This window comes from Clostridium sp. DL-VIII (assembly GCF_000230835.1).
In the GTDB taxonomy this organism is placed as follows: Bacteria; Bacillota; Clostridia; order Clostridiales; family Clostridiaceae; genus Clostridium.
On sequence record NZ_CM001240.1, the window covers coordinates 2,250,545 to 2,272,012 of the forward strand.

The following is a 21,468-nucleotide window of genomic DNA, read 5'->3' on the forward strand; positions in this document are numbered from 1 at the left end:
AAAGAGGAGGAAAATTATGTTTAAAGCATTTGATATAAAAGAGGTAAACTTAACTAAATATTTATTTTTTACAGGAAAAGGTGGGGTTGGTAAAACTTCAACAGCTTGCGCTGTAGCTTTAAATTTAGCAGATCAAGGAAAAAATATTATGCTTGTAAGTACTGATCCTGCTTCTAACCTTCAAGATGTATTTAATACGGAATTAAATAACAAAGGTGTTCAAATAAAAGAAGTTCCAAACTTAACAGTAGCAAATTTTGAACCAGAAGTTGCTGCAGCTGAATATAGGGAAAGTGTAATATCTCCATATAGAGGTAAATTACCGCAATCAGTTATAGATAACATGGAAGAGCAATTATCAGGTTCGTGTACTGTAGAGATTGCAGCTTTTAATGAATTTTCTGGGATGATAACTGATGAAAAAGCTTTTAATGAATATGATCATATCATTTTTGACACAGCACCAACAGGTCACACTTTGAGAATGTTACAATTACCTTCAGCTTGGAGTAATTTTATAAGTGAAAGTACTCATGGAGCATCATGTTTAGGCCAGCTTGCGGGACTTGAAGAAAAGAAAGAAGTATACAAAAAAGCAGTACAAACTTTAGCTGATAAAGATAAAACAATTCTTGTGCTCGTATCTCGTCCTGAAAATTCTCCATTAAAAGAAGCTGAAAGAGCTTCCAGTGAACTTCAAGAAATAGGAGTGAATAACCAAATATTAATTATTAATGGTGTACTTCAAAATCATGATGATGAACTTTCAACAGCTATTTACGAAAAACAACAAAAGGCTCTTCAAAATATGCCAGCTAAATTTAAAAATATAGAAACTTTTGAAATTCCTTTAAGACCTTATAATATAACTGGACTCGATAATGTAAGAGCTCTACTAAAAGAAGATCATATTAAAATTAGTGAAGATACGATAAATACTATTGATATGCTAAAACTTAAAAATGTCATAGAAGATCTTTATAATAGCAACAAAAAGGTTATATTTACAATGGGTAAAGGGGGAGTTGGTAAAACAACTATTGCTTCAGCTATAGCATTAGGCTTAGCTAAAAGAGGTAAGAAAGTTCACTTAACAACTACTGATCCAGCAGCTCATTTAAAATTTGTAATAGATGAAAGTTATGGAATTTCTTTAAGCAATATTGATGAAAAAGAAGAACTTGAAAAGTACAGACAAGAAGTATTAGCTAAGGCAAGAGAAAACAATATGAGTGATGAAGATATTGAGTATATCGAAGAAGATTTAAGATCTCCTTGTACTCAGGAAATAGCAGTATTTAGAGCATTTGCAGATATTGTTGAAAGATCAGAAAATGAAATTGTAGTAATAGATACAGCACCAACAGGTCATACTCTATTGCTTTTAGATTCAACAGAAAGCTATAATAGAGAAATTTCTAGATCAGAGGGTGATATACCAGAATCAGTTATAAAGTTATTACCTAAATTAAGAAATGAAAAAGAAACTGAAGTTATAATAGTAACTTTAGCTGAGACTACTCCGGTATATGAAGCTATGAGATTACAAAAGGATTTAGATAGAGCGAAAATTTATAGCAAATGGTGGGTAATAAACTCAAGTCTTTATGCGACTAATACGACTAATGAAATTTTAAAGGCAAAAGCAAACAATGAAATTCAATGGATAAATAAAGTTGATGAAATTTCAAATGGAAACTTTGCTGTTATTGAATGGAAAGCAGAAGATATAAAAGAAAATAATTTAATTAATTTAATTAAATAAACTTTTCAAGGGAGAGATAAAAAATATGAAAACAAAAGTAGCATTTATATGTGTACACAATTCGTGTAGATCACAAATGGCAGAAGCACTAGGAAAACTTTATGGAAGTTCAGTATTTGAAAGTTATTCAGCGGGAACAGAAACAAAACCTCAAATAAATCAAGATGCAGTCAGAATTATAAAGGATTTATATAATATTGATATGAATGAAACACAAAAATCTAAACTTTTAAGTGACATTCCGGAGGTAGATATTGTAGTAACAATGGGGTGTAATGTTCAGTGCCCATTTTTACCATCTAAGCATAGAGAAGACTGGGGGCTAGATGATCCAACTGGTAAAAGTGATGAAGAATTTATACTAACAGCTAAAAAGATAGAGGAAAAAATAAAAGATTTAGCAAAGAGAATTAAAGATAATGAAATTAATTTAGATTAATAAAGTAAATTAGGGGGGATTTAAAATTGAGTAATAAATCATCGAGACTGTCATTTTTAGACAGATACTTAACACTGTGGATATTTGCAGCAATGGCACTAGGAATAATACTTGGATGGGGAGTGCCATCATTATCAGAGGGACTCGCAAGTTTATCTGTTGGAACAACATCAATACCTATAGCTATAGGACTTATTGTTATGATGTATCCACCACTTGCAAAAGTAAATTACAAGGAACTTGGAAAAGTATTTAAAAATCCAAAAGTTCTTGGATTGTCATTAGTGCAAAATTGGTTTATTGGGCCAGTTTTAATGTTTATTCTAGCATTTGTATTTTTGAAATCTGATTCAGAATTAATGACTGGACTTATTCTTATTGGTCTTGCTAGATGTATAGCTATGGTAATTCTTTGGAACAGCTTAGCAGATGGAGATAGTGAATATGCAGCAGCATTAGTAGCATTTAATTCTATATTTCAAGTAGTATTTTATTCGGTATTTGCTTATTTCTTTATTACTGTGTTACCACCTGTGTTTGGACTTACAGGATATGAAGTTCATATTTCTATGGGACAAGTAGCAACATCTGTTGCAATTTATCTAGGTATACCATTCTTGCTTGGAATGCTTACTAGACTAATATTAGAACCTATGAAGGGAACAGAATGGTACGTGAAAAAATTTGTTCCTAAGATTAGTCCATTAGCTTTAATAGCTTTATTATTTACAATAGTAGTAATGTTCATGTTTAAGGGCAAATATATTGTAGAGTTACCTATGGATGTTATTAAAGTAGCAATACCGCTTGTAATATATTTTATAGTAATGTTTTCTATATCATTCTATATAAGTTACAAATTAGGTATAAATTATCACCAAACTACTACTTTATCATTTACAGCTGCAAGTAATAACTTTGAACTCGCAATAGCTGTTGCAGTAGCAGTATTCGGAATTCAATCAAGGGTAGCATTTGCTGCAGTAATAGGACCGCTAATTGAAGTGCCAGTAATGATTGGACTTGTAAATGTAGCATTACACTGGGGAAGAAAGTATTTTTCGTATTCTAAAGAAGAAAATGCATAAAGTATAAAATTTTATATTTAATTTAGTTTTTAATTAAATTAACTTCATAAAGATATAAAAAGCCATATTCAAAATATATAATCTTATTTTTAAATTAATTTAAACATATAGAAATTAATAATTTAAAAGGAGATTGAAATATGAAGTATTATTTTATGACTTATAGTGCAGAAGTTACACTTAGTGGTAATAGAATTTATTGGAGCAAAGCTATAAATATTGATCCTATAGATTATTTTATAAAAGTAAAAGAAGAAGAGGAAAGAAAACCACCAATTAATCATTATAAAAATTTTGTATTAAACTTTTTTACTGAAATAACTGAAGAACAATATTTAAAATTGAATAGATAACTTGGATATGAATTTAAAATATTTATAAGTACAATAATATTGATGAAAGCATCTATTCTGAAAAAGGATAGATGTTTTTATAAATTAACTAATATAAGAGGAAAGGGATTACTTTTAGCCTTTGATATTCCAGAAGATAAGGGAAGTGAAATTGTCGAAGAATGCTTAAATGCAGGGCTCTTAATAAATTCACCAAGACCATCAATAATTCGCTTAATGCCTCCTTTAATAATAACTGAAAATGATACTGATAAGATGCTTAATATTCTTTGTAGCGTATTAGATAAAGTATTAGTGCAATAAGTATAATTTAAAAAATACAATTAAAGAATTTATTAACCAATAGAGATGTATTAAAAAATATGCTAAACAAGAAAAAATAAGATTTAAAAATATTTAAACTAATAATAGATAATCAAGTTAAAATTTTACTTTGATTATCTATTATTAATTTTATTTATGAATTTATAATTAATTGATTCCAACTGCTTTACTTCTACGTTCCATTAAAACAGTATCATGCCAGATACCATTATCCATCTTAGCAACTTTTTCTCTTATTCCTATTTCTCTAAAACCGCATTTTTTATGCAGCTCTATGCTAGAAGTATTTTCTCTAATTATTCCAGATTGTAAAGTCCAAAAATTATTTTCTTCTGAGAGATTAATTAAATTTGTTAGTAGAGCTTTACCTATTCCAAGTCCTCTGTAATTTTTACCAATGTAAATACTAACTTCAGCTACACCAGAATAAACAGCTCTGCTTGAAGTAGCACTTAAAGCAGTAAAGCCAAGGACTTTTTCATCTGATTTAGCAACTAATCTGCAAGATTTAATATGTCCGTTATTCCACTCATCATAAGTTGGGATAGAGTTTTGAAAGGTGGCTATACCTGTATTGATTCCTTGAAGATATATTTTTGAAACTTCTTCCCAATCAGATTCTTTCATTTCTTCAATTGTATAATTCATAATACTTTCTCCTTTATAAAAATAATTAAATTTTTTCTCCATATGCGGCGAAAATGCTAATGCTAACTTTCTCACATCCACATTTTGAATCAGTACAACAGTTGCTTCCTACACAATTTACAGTTACATTCTTAAGCCCGGCATCTTCAAACCATTCTATAATATTATTTCTATCAAACCCCATCCAAACATCATATTGCTCAGTTTTCAAAAATTCGAAGTTATGCTTATCTAAGTCAGTAATTACAAGTTTTCCTCCAGATTTTAAGATTCTTTGCATTTCTTTTATTACTAAACTTGGATTTTCAACATGATGTAAAAACATGTTTGCAAACACATAATCTACTGAGTTATCTTCAATAGGTAATTTTTCACCGACTCCTTGAATGCATTTAAGATCTTTGTAATTTGAAAACTTGTTTTTTAATAAATTAAGCATTTCTTCTGATTGGTCAACAGCAATAACTTTAACATTTTTATTGATTAAACCTTCTGTTATAAATCCAGTACCAGCTCCTATATCTGCAGCTACTTTTCTTTCTTGAACGTCAGCAGTTTTATAGGCTACCAATCTTACTTCATCCGAAAAAAAGTCATTTCTCATATTGTCCCAATTAGATGATACTTCATCAAAATATTCTTTACTTTCTTTCATTATTAACCCTCCAATATTTTTATTAGGAAAGAGTTCTTTAAGTAAAAATAAAAATGCGTAAACTGAACGTCTTTTCCGGTTTATTTATTTTCACTATTGTTTAAACCCTTATTGCAGCAGTTAGATATGTTTTCATTTTTTGTTAGTGCTTCAATAATAATGTTTAATCCATTAAAAACAGTTAACTGGTCTTCAAAAGAAATTTGATTAAAAATATTATTAAATTTATCATCCATTTTGTTTTCAATATCTCTAAAAAGTACTAATCCTTTTTCTGTTAATTCAATATCTACACTTCGTCTATCCGTTTCTGATGGAGTTCTAAATACAAATTCTTTTTTTACAAGGCTGTCTACAGTTCTACTCATAGTACTAATGTCTAGGTCAATTAAATTGGCTAAAGCTTTTAGTGAAATATTTTCGGCACGTCCTATCTCAACTAATGCATGACATTGAGCTAAAGTAACTTCTAAACAGCAGCTATCTTGTTTGTTTAATAATCCCAGTTTTCGCTCTAGTATTCTTATTAATTCTCTAAAATCTTTACTATCTGCAGCATTCAAAAATATCACTCCTTAGGAAAATAATAGCATAATTAATTGCAATATACAACTATTGTACTTAGAAAGTAATTTTTAAATTATATTAGATGAGTTATAAAATAGTAGTAATATGATTAAGTCTACTCAAGAAATCCAATCACTAAGAATAATATAAAGAAATATTTAATCATAAAGAAAATTAACCAATAGTTAATTTTCATGAACAAAAAATGAAAATACTTCAATTGTTAAAATTATGTAGCTTTGATATGATTTAATTAACGAAGGCCGAAGTTAATTAATGTATAGATAAGTGAAGGTGTTTATTTTATGAGAATAGGTGAAGTTATTAGAAAATGTAGAAAAAAAGAAAATCTTACTCAAGAGCAAGTTGCTAATTATTTTATTTCAAAAAGAATTTTCCTATGATTTTTAAAACTATTCCATAATAATGGGAAATAATTTTTATTATTATAAGCTGATATTTCTTCACAATCGTTGACTAAAGTTTCATATCCACCTTTACTTGTAAGAATTTTTCTATAATTTTCAGTAATTTCAATATCAGTGCTTTCTGGCGATAGTATTAGTAATTCACGAAAGGCTTCAATAATATTTTCTGTTTTTGATCTTTGTTTTTCAATTATATTTTGTAATTTTTCTTTACCTCTATTATGTATTGTACCAGTTCTTTTAATAAACATAGTTATGAGATTGTCACATGTTTTAATAGTAGATATATAGATAAGGTAAAGTATAATGGTATATCTTTTATTTTCGGAAAAATCTTTCATTTCAGAAGCATCTAATGCATTTCCTTGAGCTGCAAAAAACTTAATTTTTGAAGGATGAATATTTTTTAAAATCTCTTTCCCATGGTTAATATTTTTAAGATAAAGATAGTTTTTTTTCAATTTCTTTCATATGTTTTAATGTTGGACTTTTAGGAAGCTCCTTTATATAATTAAATCCTGAAATTCCTTTTTCATTAGTTTCTAACATTAAATCTAATGCTTTCTTAGTGATTTCATTTAAATTACTCGAAACATACTCAAATATATCTTTATTAATTGTAGCTCTTTTACTGTTAATTAATCTTTCAAGTGTACTAAATGCGGGCAATTCACAATTGTTTTTGATTAAAATTTCAATTATTGCATTAAAAACGTCCGCAGGATGTTCCATGATAGGATCGAACTCCATAACTGTTTTTAATACCAAATTAGTTATAAATTCCTTATCATCTATTACATTTAAGTATATTTTTATGATTAATTTATATTTTTGAATAGTTTTTTCTGATACATTTATCTCAATATTATCACATATATTAATGCTTTCTTTTATATGTTCAATTATTCTATTATGGATACTCTTATAACTTGGAAAATAGTTAAGTAGTTTAAATGTTTTTAACATTATAATAAAAACAACTATGTTAGGTAAGCCTTTTGCGTATTTATATGCAATTGAAATGGAGTATACAATTTTATTAGTTCATTTTTACTTGTCATTTTACTAAATCTTGGATATATAGTGCGTTCAATTAAAGCCATTAGCATCCTTCCTGATTTTCAATATTTTTGTACAAAAAATTAAATATATTCAATGTTTGTTTATGATATAAAAAACTATAAAGTGTTGATACCTTATAGTTTTTTAGTTAAAATAAGCACGCTTTATTATAAGCCAACATTTATGTGATTATTTATAGTATCTTCAATCCAATTAAAAATGCGTTCACCTGCAATTAATTTAGCTCCAACCTGACAATGTTCTTCAGCACATTCATCTTTGGTAAATAGCATAAAATCTTTTTTACATTCAAGTTCATCATAAAGTACTTTAGCCTGTCCAGGAAAAAAGTTTTCATTCTCAGTATCAATAACAAGTGTAGGGCATGTAATTTTTTCTGCTATTCCTTTAAGATAATATTCTTCAGTTTTTAAAATGAATTCAGCAGGAGTTTTTGCATCGGATACGTACATTCCATGTGAAATTGCCCATCTCATTTCTGAGTTCTTTTTAATTTCTTCATAGTTAATAGCATTAACTTCGTCCTGATTATTACGTACGTATGCAAAAAAGTCTTCTCTTGAAAAATTAGAAGGTTTTCTGAATCCCATAAAATCATATACTCCGCCATTAGCAATACAAGCAGCAATACGTTTATCAAAAGCTGCGGCTCTTGGCGCTAGATATCCTCCAAAACTTTCTCCCATCAACACTATTGCATTTGGATCTATTTCTTTTCTTGAAAGAAGATAATCTAAAACAGGAGATATAACCTTTTCATAGTCATATCTAAAAAATAAATGCTGTTTACGAACCACTTCACCCTGTCCAGGACCTTCAAAAGTAAAAAAGTTCATCCCATGCTCAAGCGCAGACATCGCTAGTCCATAAAATTCTTCTTTAGTACCATCAAACCCATTAACTAGAACTAAAGTTGGTCTTGGTTTATTATCAATATGGTAAAAATGTCCTGGAAGAGTTGTATGTTCATATGGTATTTCAATAGCTTCAATGGCAGGAGTATTTAATTTCATTACATATGAAAAACAGTATATACTTTTATTATATAGATCATTTATCCTTGGATCATTTGGATTCTCATGTAAATAAAATTCAGCAGTTCTATAATAATTTGATGCTCTAAGATATGCCTGTCTTGCACTAATTAAATGTCCATTTGAATAACATACATTAGCAAAATTTTCAATCCTTTTTGCAAGTTCTGTCCACTCTTTGCACCAGCTTTCAAAATCCCCTTCTTTTATTTTTTGAGCAGTTGAAATAACTTCACCTATGTCAGAGGTGCATGAAGTAGCACCTCCAAGAAGTCTCAAAATCTGAAATGAAAATTGATTGTCTTTAAAAATTGCCTTCATATTAATTTTCTCCTTTCGATAAATACATAGCATTTGGCGACTTTAAGCTATTTTTAGAAGATCCAAGTATTCTTTCACTTATATCTTCTGCTGCTTTAGATTTTATCTGTAACTCTTCCAAATTGGTGTTAAATATTCCAGGATCAAACATGAATTTAGTAGCTACTAGCATATATTCTGCAGCTTCTTTAGGATATTGGATATCAAATAATCCCTCTTTTACTCCCTGTTCAATAACTGAAGTATAAATTGGAACAAGCTTGTGTATTGTATTAATAATGAATTGCAGATGAATTCCTGAATTTTTTTCAAGGTGTAATTGTAGAATTAAATCATCATCTGTACGATTTATATCAAATTCAAGTCTTATAATTAAATTCATTTTATCAACTGCATTTAAATCATTTCTCTTTTGTACATCAATAAGCTGTTCAATGATTTTCTCTCTTGTATTTTCAATTACTGATATAAAAACATCTTCTTTGTTTTTAAAATAGATATAAAAAGTTCCTTGAGCTATACCAGCTGCTTTTACAATGTCACTTACAGCTGTTTTCTCATAACCTTTTTCTTTAAATAGTTCCATTGCTGCTTTTAATATATCATTTTTTCTCTCTTCCGGATCTTTAATTACTCTAGCCATTTTTCATCCCCCTTGTTAATGACTGATGTCATTCATTAGGATTAATATATCATTACAAACAATATAAGTCAATACAAAATTTACCTAATAAAAAATATTAAAATTAAATAAAAAAACATATATCCCCAAAGGTATACCTTTTAAGATACCTATTTTCTCATTTAATTTACGTTTATAAATATATACAAATTTATTTATAAACGTTTAATAAATAATATATACTTTTTCAAACTGATTTTGTATAATAATCTTAAAATAATTTGGAGGAAAAGTAAAAATGAGAATTTATGGATATTGTAGAGTTAGCACTAAAGATCAAAATTTAGATAGACAATTAATAGAACTCGAAAAGTATGTTGATGATAGATTTATTTTTACAGAAAAACAAAGTGGTAAAGATTTTGACAGACCTCAATACCAACTACTTAGAAAAGTTGCACAATCTGGAGATATTATATATATTAAATCATTAGATCGTTTAGGAAGGAATAAGCAGCAAATTAAGCAAGAGCTAGAATACTTTAAAACTGAAGGGGTCAGACTTAAAATATTAGATATTCCAACAACTATGATGGATATACAACAAGGTCAAGAGTGGCTATTGGATATGATTAATAATTTATTGATTGAAGTTTTATCTACAATGGCAGAACAGGAAAAGTTAAATACAAAATTAAGACAAGCTGAAGGTATTGCAGCTGCAAAAGAAAAAGGAAAACATTTAGGAAGACCCAATATTAATTTTCCTCCAAACTGGCTAGAAATATATACAGATTGGAAAGATAAAAAGATAACTGCAGTAAAAGCCATGAAAGAGTTGAACTTAAAGAAAAATACTTTCTATAAATTAGTTAAGCAACATGAGGATTTGATAGAACTATAATATGAATTGTAAAATATATACATCATGTTACCGCTTTTTACATGTATCTCGGCGTGTACCCTATACTGCAAGAAGATGGCAGATAATATAAATAATATTTTGCCATATTACTGTCACAAATCTCAAGTATTATATAAATATAAAGTAGTTAAACATTATTTATCCCCTATTAAATAAATATTAACCAGTATTCAGAATGGTCTATAACACTCTAATAGATCATTCTTTTTTATTTATAGATTTTTGCCTCATAAAGTAAAGCTGCAACCAATTGCTTTTTAAGTTCATCAAATGTATCGAATTTTCTTAGATAGTACATTTCAGATTTTAGAATGTCCCAAAAGCCTTCCGTTGGATCATTATCTATATCTTATCAGGAGGTTGCTCTGACAATTTTTTACCCAGCTCATTTAAAGATTCGTAAGCAGGCTCTAAATATTTACAAATATCCGTCAAAGAATATTCCACATGAGGAGGAATTTTATTAAATTCCTTTCTTTTCACAAGACCATGTTCTTCCAAAGACTGCAAGGAACGGGTCAGCATAATATTAGTTATTCCAGGTAGATTTCGCTTAAGTTCATTATATCTAATGCTTTTTGTACGGTATATAACGAACAAGATAGGCAGTCTCCACTTTCCACCAATGATTTCAAGAGCGTCAATAATGTGACATTCGTCTTTGTAATAAATTATCTTGTTTCCTTGTTGATCTGTCATTAGTAATACCTCCGATTTTAAGGCACAAAAATGTGCGTACTTGTTATTATGTTACCTATGAAACTATAATAACACTATACATCAAAAGCAAACTATATGTAAATAATACATTAGTCAAAAATTAAGAAAATAGGAGGAAATTTGATGATTACTACAATTCAAAAAGAGAAAGATATTTCGGCAAACACTATGAAGGCAATTCGATTCCATGAGTTCGGTGGTCCTGATGTGCTACGTTACGAGGATGTGCCGCGTCCTGAACTTAAGACAGGCGAGGTGCTCGTTCGAGTTCACGCAATCGGCATCAATCCACCAGACTGGTACATGCGTGAAGGGATGAAGATTCTTCCTCCCGAGATAAGGCCGACTATACCATTACCTTACATTCCAGGAACAGATATATCCGGAGTTGTTGAGGCTGTAGCTGCGGATGTGAAGGACTTTTCCATAGGCGACGACGTTTTCGGCATGGTTCGTTTCCCTAAACCTGGGAGTAATGCTTATGCAGAGTATGTTGCTGCTCCTGCGTCGGACCTAGCACTCAAACCTGCTGGCATCGATCACGTGCATGCAGCGGCGGCGCCGATGTCAGGGCTCACTGCGTGGCAGTACATGATTGATCTTGGGCATAATGAACTAAACTCCCTTCAACTGGCGCCGCATCGCCCGGTTCCGCTTAGCGGCAAGACTGTGCTTATAAATGGTGCTGGAGGCGGAGTGGGACATTTCGCCGTACAGCTGGCCAAATGGAAGGGGGCTCATGTCATAGCGGTGGCATCAGGTGCGCATGAGACGTTCCTTCGCGAACTTGGTGCAGACGAATTCATCGACTACACCAAGAACCTTCCTGAGGATGTCGTGCATGACGCTGATCTCGTTATCGACACCATTGGTGGTCCAACAACCGGTCGTTTCTTGCGCACACTCAAGCAGGGCGGCGCTTTGTTTCCGATTTTCTTTGGTTCTGCTGACGCTGAGGAGGTTGCAAAGCTTAGTGTAACAGTATCAATGCTCCAAGTCCACTCGAACGGTTCACAGCTCGCAGAATTGGCACTCTTACTTGATTCAGGCACAGTGCGCGTTGCAATTGACAGCACGTTCCCGCTTGCTGATGCTCGCAAGGCGCACGAGCGAGCTGCCCACGGGCATATCCAAGGCAAGATCGTGCTTACAGTTGTGTAAGGCCGAAAGCGAGAATGTAGCTTTCATTAACAGATGGAAGTTTAGCGTGCAAATTTAAGGAAATCAATAGCTATGCAGACTAAACAACTTAAATAAATAAGTCATAGGACGAGTCATCGCCTTAATAGAGGTGATGGCTTTTCTTTTGGTAACTTTGTTACATGTTTATAAGTGGTTCTATTTTACTATTTTATCATGTCACATTTTCCAGTAAGTTTACTAATTGTCTTTTTTGAACCAACTAAAGCTATTCCAAGGTACTTCATATCTTCTGATGGTATATCTCGTGTAATAGATAGAAATTCTTCATAATTCTTTGTCTGCTGACCTTCAACAGGGAAGTCTATAACATCGCAGCCTTTTTCCAATGCAGCATTACGAAGTGCTTTCAAATTTTCTTGATTTGTGCACAACATAGGAATTCCTGTAGGAATTAAACCAGGATGTATTTCACCTGATGCATCAATGAGCTGTTCGCCAAGAAGTACAGGGTGACGTCTGCCTGCTGTTAGTGCTATTACAGCAATTGCATTAGCAAGAAGTCCTCCTGATAAGGAACTGTCCATTATAATAGTGCAGCGAGTAGGGATTTCTGATAATATTGTTAAGAATTCGTTATTTTCATTATACATTTTAATTTTCTCCTTTTTGAATAGAACTTAATATAACACCTATGATAACAATAACTCCGCCTGATATTTGGAGGGCAGATACACTTTCATGTAAGATTAATATTGAAAATATTAAACCTAAAACAGGAACTAGATTCATAAGAGATACTGAAATACTAGCGGAGAGTTTTCTGAGTCCTAAATTATATAATAGAAATGCAACAATAGAGCAACCTACACTTAGATAGATCAATGCGCTTGCTGAAGTGATGGTAGGCATTCTCCATGTTTTACCCTCGATGATGACAAATGGCAAAAGGAAGATGAAGCCTGCTAGCATCTGATAATATGTTAACGTCATTGCAGAATATTTATTTGTCAAATCTCTTGTGATAAAGTTGTAGAATGCCCATACAATTCCGGCTCCTATTAGGATTATATTTCCTAACATAGATTTAGAATTACCATCTACATTAATTTGAGTTAGAACTGCAACACCAATGATAGCGAGTATAATTCCAAGTACTTTTTTTATATTTGGTTTTGAATGATAAATAAAAAATTCTAGTAATGTTGTAACAGCAGGAAAAGAAGCTACTATCAAAGCAGAATTTGAAGAAGAGGTCATACTAACCCCAATGTTTTCTATTGCAAAATAAAGTGTAATCCCCAAAAATCCACTTAATGCGATACGGATACGATCTTCCTTTTGTATTTGTTCATTATTTGATGTGATTTTCCTCATGAACCAAAAGAGAAGCACAGCAAAAAGAGTTCTAACTGCAGCGAGTTGAATAGGAGCAAAAGTTTCATAAGCTAATTTTGTTGCGATAAAAGATGCACTCCATAATACAACAGCCCCAGTACTAGCCAAGTAATAGTAAGATAAAGTTCCATTTTGTATATTTATTTTTTGATTATCTAGTAATGATTTGGCCTTTAACATAGAAATATATATCCCCCTTTAAATTTAGTGACTACTATTGTAACTACTTGTGATTACAATATCAGTTTTAGTTGATTGTGTCAATAGATTTAGTTATAATATTAGTTACTAAAGTAGCGACTAATATTATTGGAGGATTTATGGAAGATAACATTTTAGAAGTATTAAAAAATTTAAATTTTACAGAATATGAAGCAAAAGCATACCTTACATTATTAGAAGAATCACCATTAACAGGCTATGCAGTAGCAAAAAATTCAGGTGTGCCACGTTCAAAAATATATGAGGTTTTAGATAGTCTTGCTATGCGTGGAGATATTTTAATTAGCCATGGAAATACACAACAGTACGTTCCAATTCCAGCAAAAGAACTTATTAAAAATCGCAGGGTAAAAGCTGAAGAGAGTTTTAAACTTGCAGAAAAATCTTTAGAACAATATAATCAATCTGCAAAGAATCGTGAGAATATCTGGAATATAACTGGTCATGACGAAATACTTGATAAAGTAAAAGAATGCATCCTCTCAGCAAAACATAGAATTCTGATTGAACTTTGGAAAGAGGAATTCAAAGAATTGAAAGCTGAATTAAAAAAGGCAGCTGATAAAGGAGTAGTAGTAACAATCATTGCTTATGGAGAAATAATAGCTGATTTTGCAAATGTTTACTTACATGATATGAGTACAGAAATTACCGATGAATACGGAGGACGCTGGCTTGTAGCTAGTGCTGATAATTCAGAAGTTGTAGCTGGTATTGTATCACTCGGTAAAGATAGCAGGGCAGCATGGACAATGCATCAAGGATTGGTTATGCCTATAACAGAAGTCATGATTCATGATCTGTATATTATGGAAATCATGGAGAAGCATAGAGAATTATTAGAAGAAAGTTTTGGCAAAAATCTTATTGAACTTCGTAAGAAATTTTCTATATACCAAGATTTAAAAAAACATTATGTATAATTAATCTATGAAATCATAATATTTTAATTTCAAGAGCTATATCATTGAATATAAATTTAATAAAACAATGTTTTTTGGGAAAGCAATTATATCAGTATAAAATAAATAGTGTCAAGGGGTGAGTGCTCACAATCCCCTTAACACTATTTATTTTATATAGAGCTTAAGTATTTGCCCCCAAAACAGCAGAGGTTTGTCCTATAATTTTGGTAATTAATTATAGATTTTATTTGGGCGCTTTAGCCATCAACAAACTGTTTTTATATTATTAGATTATAGATGTTGCAAATTTTGCTCCCATTTTAAAAGCTTCTTCACAATCCTTTGGGAACACTTCTTTGCGTATTTTTGCTTTCTTTTCAGGATCAACGCTTGTAACTACTTTTGAATAATCTTCGAATTGATAAGTATCAAAACTGAAAAGAGTTTCTGAAGAACCAAATATTTTAGTCAACATCATTTGGTTAAAATTAATATGATGATCCCAGCCTTGTGCTTTCAAGATTTCCTCTGTTGCATTCATGGTATAAATAAAACCTGTGTGAATCTTTTTAGGAAAAAGAGATTGAGGCTTGGCACTATATACAGAATATTGAAAGAACAAACGCTCCATAAACGAATGTATTTCACCGGTTACAGTTCCAGCATATAAAGGAGATCCTAAAATGATAGCATCAGCCTCTTCAATTTTTTTAAATATTGGTTTTAAATCATCGTTTATAGGACATTTACCATAACTTTTACCATTTTTTGTTTTACAAGCAAAACAGCTCATACAACCTTTGTAGTTCAGATCATAAAGATTTATAAGTTTGGTACTTGCACCTTGTGAGGCAGCACCTTCAAGAGCTTTATTTAACAATGTACCTGTATTGTTATTTTTTCTTGGACTTCCATTAAACGCTAATATATTCATAAAATAACCTCCATTTTTAATATATTGTTTGACTTCATGTTCTAAATTATATATTATGTAGAATAAAAAGATAGTACGCACTTTTTAGGTAGATACTATATAAAAGGGGAGTGAAGTATGAATGGCTAAGCCACATGATTGTTCAATTAAATATACACTATCAGTGATGAGTGGTAAGTGGAAATGGATAATACTTTGGTTATTACATAGAGATAATGTGAAAAGATATGGTGAGATTAAGAAAGATTTAGATGATATTACACATAAAATGTTAAGTCAGCAGTTAAAAGAATTAGAAAGTAGTCTGTTAATAAACCGTAAAGAATATAATCAAATTCCACCAAAAGTAGAATATTCGTTAACTGAAAAGGGTAAAACATTAATACCTATCCTAGAATTAATGGCATTTTGGGGAGATGAGCATCATCCTGAAAATAGTTAAAATTATATAGAACACGATTATATTACTTATTTCGGTGAGTTATATAAGTCAAAGTCACGGTTATGTTATCTATATGGAACCCTATATAAAAATAAAGGTTAACATACTAATCTGGTATATAAAAATTTGGAATAAACTTCAGATATAATCATTTATTTTGTATAAAAATTTTTTTCGGATTATAAAGATAATAGTTACCTTTAGGTGCCTATACCACTTTGAAGTGCTTACTTTACATACTGTATATATAACCGTATTATAAAAACATAGATAGATAATATCCAATTAATTACATTGAGGAGGCTTTCTCTATGAAAGAACTTACTATTAAAAATTTAAATGCCATTGAAGCAATTCAAAGAAAACAAAATGATAATGAATTTTACATTAAACCAGTAGTCGCTGGTTCTGATGCTAACCAATGTACAGTATCATTTATTGAAGTGCCACCTGGAAACCAAGCATTTGGTTACCATTATCACGAAAAAAATGAAGAGGTATTCTATATAATTAGTGGGGTTGGCTCAGTTAGAACACCTGACGGGATAAAATCAGTTAAGGCGGGTGATATTATAACTTTTCCACCAGGTAAAGAAGGTGCACATGTAATTAGTAATGCTTCCGATACTGAAAATCTTGTTTATGTTGATTTTGACACACACAACGTACCAGAAGTTGTCAGCTTACCAGATAGTAACCAAGTAATGGTTTTGGGAAATCATATAAAAGGTACATTTAACATGGAAAAATAGGATTATTAGCAAAAATAGTACTAAGCTTTTGAAAGCAAGGTACTATTTTTATTATATATTGTGCTTATTGAATCATAGATTATTATTGATCTTCTGTTTATATTGATTTCCCCATGTAAGCATAGAATTAAGTACAGGTTTTAGGCTCATGCCATCTTCGGTAAGTGAATATTCAACTCTCGGCGGTACTTCAGCATATACAGTTCTTTCTACAAGCCCATCTTCTTCCATTTCTCGTAGCTGCTGTGTAAGCACCTTTTGACTTATAGAATTTATTGATTTCTTCAACTCTCCAAATCTTTTAGTTCCATTAATGAGGTCTCTTAATATTAACACTTTCCACTTCCCACCTATAAGTAATAGTGTTGTTTCAATTGAACAAGCGGGTAATTCTCTTTTCATAAATTGCACATACTTTCTTTTTATATTTTAAGATAAAGAATAAATATTTAGTGATTTGCACTTTAGCATCCATGCATTAAAATACTAAAAAACTATTAGTTACTTTTTAAGTGCTATAGTACTTTTGGGTACTTAATTATAATAGTATACTATTGAACTTATTATATAGCAACGTTCTTTGGAAATCTAATAATATTTATAGTATAGCTATAATTAATTAGTTAGTTATGGCTTTTACTATGTATTATTGATATAAGAAACTTTTGTTATTTAACAATGAATTGGTGTTGACTCTGCCCTGAGGGAAGGATTTAAAATAAATTTAAATGGAAAAGATAATTATTTTATTAACTTTGGAGGCTGATAAAAGTGATAAATGGATATTGTATTAGTAAAGATAAATCTAGATTACAGATTGAGAGGATAAAGGATTTACTAAAGCAAACATATTGGGCATGTGACCGTGCAGAAAAAACAATAGTTAAATCAATTGAAAATTCGGTATGCTATGGGGTATTTGATAGCCATAATAATCAGGTTGGATTCGCCAGAGTTATTACAGATTATGCCACAGCTTATTATCTTTGCGATGTAATTATTGACAAGGAGCATAGAGGACAAGGTTTAGGAAAGTCAATGATAGAATTCATTGCAAAAGATGATGATCTGAAAAATTTGCATGGACTTTTGCTTACTAAAAATGCACATGGATTGTATGAAAAATATGGATTTGAAAGAAATGCTGAAAAATTCATGCATAAAATTGCTGTATTATAATAACTATATGTATTTATAGTTAGCTCACATGTGTTAAATTATATAAATGAAATAAAATAATCCTGAAGAGAAAAGCCTCTCCAGGATTATTTTATTTCAAATTCAAGCTGTATTGGTCTTGTATTAAGATACTATTCGTATTCCATTAGGAGGTAAAAGAACAATTAAAGATATAGATCTTAGACTTTAATTTTATTTTTTTAAACTTGCTCCATTTGTTGCGATTACTTCTTTATACCAATCAAAACTCTTTTTCTTATATCTTTCTAAAGTTCCACTTCCATCATCGTTTCTATCTACGTAGATAAAGCCATATCTTTTTTTAAGTTCAGCAGTTGATGCACTAACTAAATCTATACATCCCCATGTAGTATATCCCATAAGTTCAACACCATCTTCAATAGCTTCTGCAACTTGAACTAAGTGATCATTTAAATACTTAATTCTGTAATCATCATTTACTGTCTTATTACCATTTTCATCAGTTATTAATTCATCCACTGCACCTAAGCCATTTTCAACTATAAATAATGGTTTTTGATATCTATCGTAGAATTGGTTAAGAATATATCTTAAACCTTCAGGATCTATTTGCCAGCCCCATTCAGATGCTTTTAAATATGGATTTGGTATACCAGGAAAAATGTTTCCTGCTCCAGCTTTATTCTTTTCTGAATCTGCAGTTGCACAGAAACTCATATAGTAACTAAATGAAATAAAATCTACTGTATTTTTTAATATTTCTTTATCCAAAGCTTCCATTTTTATTTCTATATTATTTTCTTTAAAGAATCTATTCATGTATCTTGGGTATTCTCCTCTTGCATGAATATCTGCAAAAAATAGATTTTCTCTATCCTGTTCCATTGCTTTAAGTACATCACTTGGCATTGGAGTTAATGGGTAATTTGGCAATCCAAGAACCATACATCCTATTTTAAAATTTGAACTCATTTCATGACCAATTTTTACTGCGAGTGCACTTGCAACTAATTCATGATGCATAGCTTGGTATAAGTCTTGCTTACTTAATTTTTCTTTTGGAGTCCATATACCAGCACTCATATAAGGCTGGTGAACTGCTGAGTTTATTTCATTAAAAGTAAGCCAATACTTTACTTTATCTTTATATCTTGTAAAAATTGTTCTAACATAGTTTTCAAAAAATCCAATAAGTTTTCTATTAACCCAACCATCATAATTTTTAGCTAAAGCAAGTGGAGTTTCATAATGCGAAATTGTAACTAAAGGTTCAATTCCATATTTAGCTAATTCATCAAATACATTATCATAGAATTGTAGTCCCTTTTCATTTGGTTCTTTATCATCACCATTTGGGAATATTCTTGACCATGCAATAGATAATCTGAAAGTCTTAAATCCCATTTCAGCAAATAATTTGATGTCTTCTTTGTATCTGTGGTAAAAATCAATTCCTATAAGCTTCATATTATCTTCTGTAGGTTCATCAGTTAATGGACCCATTAATCCTTTTGGAGCTATATCTTGAGTTGATAATCCTTTACCATCTTCATTATATGCACCTTCAAATTGGTTAGCAGCTGTAGCCCCTCCCCATAAAAATCCTTCTGGAAACTTAATTGACATATTTTTCTCCTCCTCAGTCCACTCTATAAATAAATGAAAATTTTGCATAATTTAAATTAATAACAGCAATACACAATCTATAGTACTATAATTAAAAGTATATATACTATGTATTGACAAAAGCTGATACATAACTTAATCATAAAATTTTCTCATATTAGAAACTATTAATATTCTAAGTATAAGATAATTTTATATTATCATTCCTAGCCTCCAATCAAATTATATTATGAATTAAAGTATAAAAACCCCAATTAATCAAAAGAGATTAATTAATATCTCTTCTCATTAATTGAGGTTTCGCCTGATCAAATCAGTAACAATCCTGACAATTGTATAAATATTGTAATTCGATGATAACGTTTATACAATTAAATGTCAACAATTTTATTTTAATTTTCTTAAATATTTTTGGGCATTCAAATAAGTTACCCAGCTTCAAATTTTATAAAAACAAGTAGAGTTAATGGCTAAAAGAGTGGCAAGGATTTATGGTAGTTCTCCATGTGTTAATAAATTTGAATTAGATGAAAAAATATCGAAGTTCTATGTACCATATTTATTCTTAAGAATATTACCATAGGAGAATATATATTCTACAACATATTACCATATATATTCTGAAGAATATGCGCCTAAAATGCGGGATGAGAGTGCTTTGATAAAAAACAAATAGCTATTATAATTAGAAATTCTACTTTTGAAGATGAGCTTAAGTGTTAAGTATTAATAAAGAGTTTACAAAAGAATAGAAACAACTATAATACAAGTAAGGGAATAACAGTAATAAGCATTACTGTTATGTACAATATTAATCATAATACATCGAATTTGCAATAAGCGCAAGTATTATAAAGTTAAACAGGCTAAATCGGCACTCTTTCATTTTTATATGTGCCGACGATAGTCGTAAGGGGGGCTAAGATGGATATTAAAAAATACGAATTGTTTGTAGATGTTGCAGAAACTGGAAGTTTTACAAAAAGCGCTGAGAGAATAGGATATACCCAGTCAGGAGTTAGTCATTTGCTTAAGAGTCTTGAAAGTGAAATTGGTTTAGCTCTATTTATTCGATCTAAGAAAGGTGTTACATTAACCCATAGTGGTGAAATTTTACTTCCACTTATCAGAGGTCTTTTATCCAGCAATGAGTATGTTGAAGAGACAATTCAGGATATTAAAGGCTACGAAATTGGTAAAATTAAGATTGGAACTTTTACAAGTGTCGCAATTAGTTGGCTACCGCAGATTATATATCTTTTTGAAAAAAAATATCCCAAAATTGAAATAAGCATCAAAGAGGGTGGAACAGATGATGTAGAGCAGTGGATTGATGACAATACAATAGATATAGGTTTTTTAAGTGAACGTCATATTAATAAAATGGAGTTTATTCCTTTGTACGAAGATCCGCTAGTTGCAATACTGCCACTTAATCATAAATTTAGTAAAAATAAATCGGTTCAAATTGAAGAATTTAATGACAAGCCATTCATAATATCTACAATAGGAACTGATTATGATATTCATAATGCATTAACAGATGCAGCAGTAAAACCATTTATGAAGTACTCCTGTACTGATGATCATGCGATTATATCTATGGTTGCAAATAATCTAGGAATTAGTATATTGCCAGAGTTGATTGCAAGAGACTATAAAAATATAATAGCTATGAGACCATTAAATCCATATTATTGCAGAAAACTTGGGATCGCATATAAATTAAATGATATGCTTACACCATCTGTCAAAAAATTCATAGAATTTGCCAAAGACTATATAACAAATCAGTAAATTTTAATATAAGGCACAATCAAATAAAGTTAGATGACTGGGTACTTTTTATTTTAGCTAAGTACGCAGTTATTTTTTATTCTTTAGGAATTTATAGAATTCTATAACTTGAGCAAAGT

The 21,468-nt window shown here is 30.4% G+C and carries 25 protein-coding genes; 12 read left to right on the forward strand and 13 right to left on the reverse strand.

Features of this window, described 5'->3' with window-relative positions; genetic code table 11:
- Nucleotides 1-16: 16 nt before the first annotated feature.
- From arsA to CDLVIII_RS10240, 5 genes are all read left to right on the forward strand, one after another.
- Nucleotides 17-1,765 carry an arsenical pump-driving ATPase gene (gene arsA / locus CDLVIII_RS10220; protein WP_009169378.1) on the forward strand — a complete coding sequence of 583 codons (1,749 nt, stop codon included), beginning with the start codon at nucleotides 17-19 and terminating at the stop codon, nucleotides 1,763-1,765.
- Nucleotides 1,766-1,790: 25 nt separating this feature from the next.
- Nucleotides 1,791-2,204 carry an arsenate reductase ArsC gene (locus tag CDLVIII_RS10225; protein ID WP_009169379.1) on the forward strand — a complete coding sequence of 138 codons (414 nt, stop codon included), beginning with the start codon at nucleotides 1,791-1,793 and terminating at the stop codon, nucleotides 2,202-2,204.
- Nucleotides 2,205-2,230: 26 nt separating this feature from the next.
- Nucleotides 2,231-3,292 (forward strand): ACR3 family arsenite efflux transporter, encoded by a 1,062-nt coding sequence (gene arsB / locus CDLVIII_RS10230; RefSeq protein WP_009169380.1) that lies wholly within the window; start codon nucleotides 2,231-2,233, stop codon nucleotides 3,290-3,292.
- A gap of 140 nt (nucleotides 3,293-3,432) precedes the next feature.
- Nucleotides 3,433-3,645, forward strand: a complete 213-nt coding sequence (locus tag CDLVIII_RS10235; RefSeq protein ID WP_009169381.1) for a hypothetical protein — start codon at nucleotides 3,433-3,435, stop codon at nucleotides 3,643-3,645.
- Between the two features lie 42 nt (nucleotides 3,646-3,687).
- A complete protein-coding gene (locus CDLVIII_RS10240; protein ID WP_035301723.1) occupies nucleotides 3,688-3,948 on the forward strand; it encodes an aminotransferase class III-fold pyridoxal phosphate-dependent enzyme in 261 nt (86 codons plus the stop codon).
- Nucleotides 3,949-4,116: 168 nt separating this feature from the next.
- Here the strand turns inward: CDLVIII_RS10240 and CDLVIII_RS10245 are convergent, their stop codons facing one another.
- The 7 genes from CDLVIII_RS10245 to CDLVIII_RS10270 all read right to left on the reverse strand — a co-directional run bounded on the left by CDLVIII_RS10245 (nucleotide 4,117) and on the right by CDLVIII_RS10270 (nucleotide 9,348).
- Nucleotides 4,117-4,617 (reverse strand): GNAT family N-acetyltransferase, encoded by a 501-nt coding sequence (locus CDLVIII_RS10245; RefSeq protein WP_009169382.1) that lies wholly within the window; start codon nucleotides 4,615-4,617, stop codon nucleotides 4,117-4,119.
- 25 nt (nucleotides 4,618-4,642) lie between these two features.
- Entirely contained in the window at nucleotides 4,643-5,272 is a 630-nt protein-coding gene (locus CDLVIII_RS10250) for a class I SAM-dependent methyltransferase (protein ID WP_009169383.1), read from the reverse strand.
- A gap of 80 nt (nucleotides 5,273-5,352) precedes the next feature.
- A complete protein-coding gene (locus tag CDLVIII_RS10255) occupies nucleotides 5,353-5,835 on the reverse strand; it encodes a MarR family transcriptional regulator (protein ID WP_009169384.1) in 483 nt (160 codons plus the stop codon).
- 377 nt (nucleotides 5,836-6,212) lie between these two features.
- The gene (locus CDLVIII_RS29255; protein WP_050816249.1) at nucleotides 6,213-6,728 is read right to left on the reverse strand and encodes a hypothetical protein; all 516 of its coding nucleotides are present in this window, start codon (nucleotides 6,726-6,728) and stop codon (nucleotides 6,213-6,215) included.
- Nucleotides 6,703-7,233, reverse strand: a complete 531-nt coding sequence (locus tag CDLVIII_RS29260; RefSeq protein ID WP_050816250.1) for a DUF4158 domain-containing protein — start codon at nucleotides 7,231-7,233, stop codon at nucleotides 6,703-6,705. The genes CDLVIII_RS29255 and CDLVIII_RS29260 overlap by 26 nt, the downstream gene beginning before the upstream one ends.
- A gap of 263 nt (nucleotides 7,234-7,496) precedes the next feature.
- Nucleotides 7,497-8,705, reverse strand: a complete 1,209-nt coding sequence (locus tag CDLVIII_RS10265) for an alpha/beta fold hydrolase (protein WP_009169385.1) — start codon at nucleotides 8,703-8,705, stop codon at nucleotides 7,497-7,499.
- A gap of 1 nt (nucleotide 8,706) precedes the next feature.
- The gene (locus CDLVIII_RS10270) at nucleotides 8,707-9,348 is read right to left on the reverse strand and encodes a TetR/AcrR family transcriptional regulator (protein ID WP_009169386.1); all 642 of its coding nucleotides are present in this window, start codon (nucleotides 9,346-9,348) and stop codon (nucleotides 8,707-8,709) included.
- A gap of 277 nt (nucleotides 9,349-9,625) precedes the next feature.
- Between CDLVIII_RS10270 and CDLVIII_RS10275 the strand changes: the two genes are divergently transcribed.
- The gene (locus CDLVIII_RS10275; protein WP_009169387.1) at nucleotides 9,626-10,231 is read left to right on the forward strand and encodes a recombinase family protein; all 606 of its coding nucleotides are present in this window, start codon (nucleotides 9,626-9,628) and stop codon (nucleotides 10,229-10,231) included.
- Nucleotides 10,232-10,594: 363 nt separating this feature from the next.
- Here CDLVIII_RS10275 and CDLVIII_RS10280 read toward each other — a convergent pair whose 3' ends face one another.
- Nucleotides 10,595-10,951: a helix-turn-helix domain-containing protein gene (locus CDLVIII_RS10280; RefSeq protein ID WP_009169388.1), complete on the reverse strand. Its 357-nt coding sequence runs from the start codon at nucleotides 10,949-10,951 to the stop codon at nucleotides 10,595-10,597.
- A gap of 144 nt (nucleotides 10,952-11,095) precedes the next feature.
- Here CDLVIII_RS10280 and CDLVIII_RS10285 point away from each other — a divergent pair, with 144 nt between their 5' ends.
- Nucleotides 11,096-12,133, forward strand: a complete 1,038-nt coding sequence (locus tag CDLVIII_RS10285; RefSeq protein ID WP_009169389.1) for an NADP-dependent oxidoreductase — start codon at nucleotides 11,096-11,098, stop codon at nucleotides 12,131-12,133.
- A 185-nt stretch (nucleotides 12,134-12,318) separates the two neighbouring features.
- Here the strand turns inward: CDLVIII_RS10285 and CDLVIII_RS10290 are convergent, their stop codons facing one another.
- On the reverse strand, nucleotides 12,319-12,765 hold the full coding sequence (locus tag CDLVIII_RS10290; RefSeq protein WP_009169390.1) for a DUF2000 domain-containing protein: 447 nt from the start codon (nucleotides 12,763-12,765) through the stop codon (nucleotides 12,319-12,321).
- 1 nt (nucleotide 12,766) lies between these two features.
- Nucleotides 12,767-13,690: an EamA family transporter gene (locus CDLVIII_RS10295; protein ID WP_009169391.1), complete on the reverse strand. Its 924-nt coding sequence runs from the start codon at nucleotides 13,688-13,690 to the stop codon at nucleotides 12,767-12,769.
- Nucleotides 13,691-13,830: 140 nt separating this feature from the next.
- Here CDLVIII_RS10295 and CDLVIII_RS10300 point away from each other — a divergent pair, with 140 nt between their 5' ends.
- Nucleotides 13,831-14,655, forward strand: a complete 825-nt coding sequence (locus CDLVIII_RS10300) for a TrmB family transcriptional regulator (RefSeq protein WP_085959794.1) — start codon at nucleotides 13,831-13,833, stop codon at nucleotides 14,653-14,655.
- A 268-nt stretch (nucleotides 14,656-14,923) separates the two neighbouring features.
- Here the strand turns inward: CDLVIII_RS10300 and CDLVIII_RS10305 are convergent, their stop codons facing one another.
- Nucleotides 14,924-15,571 carry a flavodoxin family protein gene (locus CDLVIII_RS10305; protein ID WP_009169393.1) on the reverse strand — a complete coding sequence of 216 codons (648 nt, stop codon included), beginning with the start codon at nucleotides 15,569-15,571 and terminating at the stop codon, nucleotides 14,924-14,926.
- 121 nt (nucleotides 15,572-15,692) lie between these two features.
- On the opposite strand from CDLVIII_RS10305, the gene CDLVIII_RS10310 reads away from it, so the two are divergent.
- Together CDLVIII_RS10310 and CDLVIII_RS10315 are read left to right on the forward strand one after the other, a co-directional pair.
- A complete protein-coding gene (locus CDLVIII_RS10310; RefSeq protein ID WP_009169394.1) occupies nucleotides 15,693-16,013 on the forward strand; it encodes a helix-turn-helix domain-containing protein in 321 nt (106 codons plus the stop codon).
- A gap of 311 nt (nucleotides 16,014-16,324) precedes the next feature.
- Nucleotides 16,325-16,765: a cupin domain-containing protein gene (locus CDLVIII_RS10315; RefSeq protein WP_009169395.1), complete on the forward strand. Its 441-nt coding sequence runs from the start codon at nucleotides 16,325-16,327 to the stop codon at nucleotides 16,763-16,765.
- A 72-nt stretch (nucleotides 16,766-16,837) separates the two neighbouring features.
- On the opposite strand, the gene CDLVIII_RS10320 is transcribed toward CDLVIII_RS10315, so the two are convergent.
- Nucleotides 16,838-17,167, reverse strand: a complete 330-nt coding sequence (locus CDLVIII_RS10320; protein WP_009169396.1) for a helix-turn-helix domain-containing protein — start codon at nucleotides 17,165-17,167, stop codon at nucleotides 16,838-16,840.
- A gap of 369 nt (nucleotides 17,168-17,536) precedes the next feature.
- On the opposite strand from CDLVIII_RS10320, the gene CDLVIII_RS10325 reads away from it, so the two are divergent.
- A complete protein-coding gene (locus tag CDLVIII_RS10325) occupies nucleotides 17,537-17,944 on the forward strand; it encodes a GNAT family N-acetyltransferase (RefSeq protein ID WP_009169397.1) in 408 nt (135 codons plus the stop codon).
- Nucleotides 17,945-18,136: 192 nt separating this feature from the next.
- On the opposite strand, the gene CDLVIII_RS10330 is transcribed toward CDLVIII_RS10325, so the two are convergent.
- A complete protein-coding gene (locus CDLVIII_RS10330) occupies nucleotides 18,137-19,552 on the reverse strand; it encodes a glycoside hydrolase family 1 protein (RefSeq protein ID WP_009169398.1) in 1,416 nt (471 codons plus the stop codon).
- A gap of 924 nt (nucleotides 19,553-20,476) precedes the next feature.
- Between CDLVIII_RS10330 and CDLVIII_RS10335 the strand changes: the two genes are divergently transcribed.
- Nucleotides 20,477-21,349 carry a LysR family transcriptional regulator gene (locus CDLVIII_RS10335; RefSeq protein ID WP_009169399.1) on the forward strand — a complete coding sequence of 291 codons (873 nt, stop codon included), beginning with the start codon at nucleotides 20,477-20,479 and terminating at the stop codon, nucleotides 21,347-21,349.
- The last annotated feature ends 119 nt before the right edge of the window (nucleotides 21,350-21,468 follow it).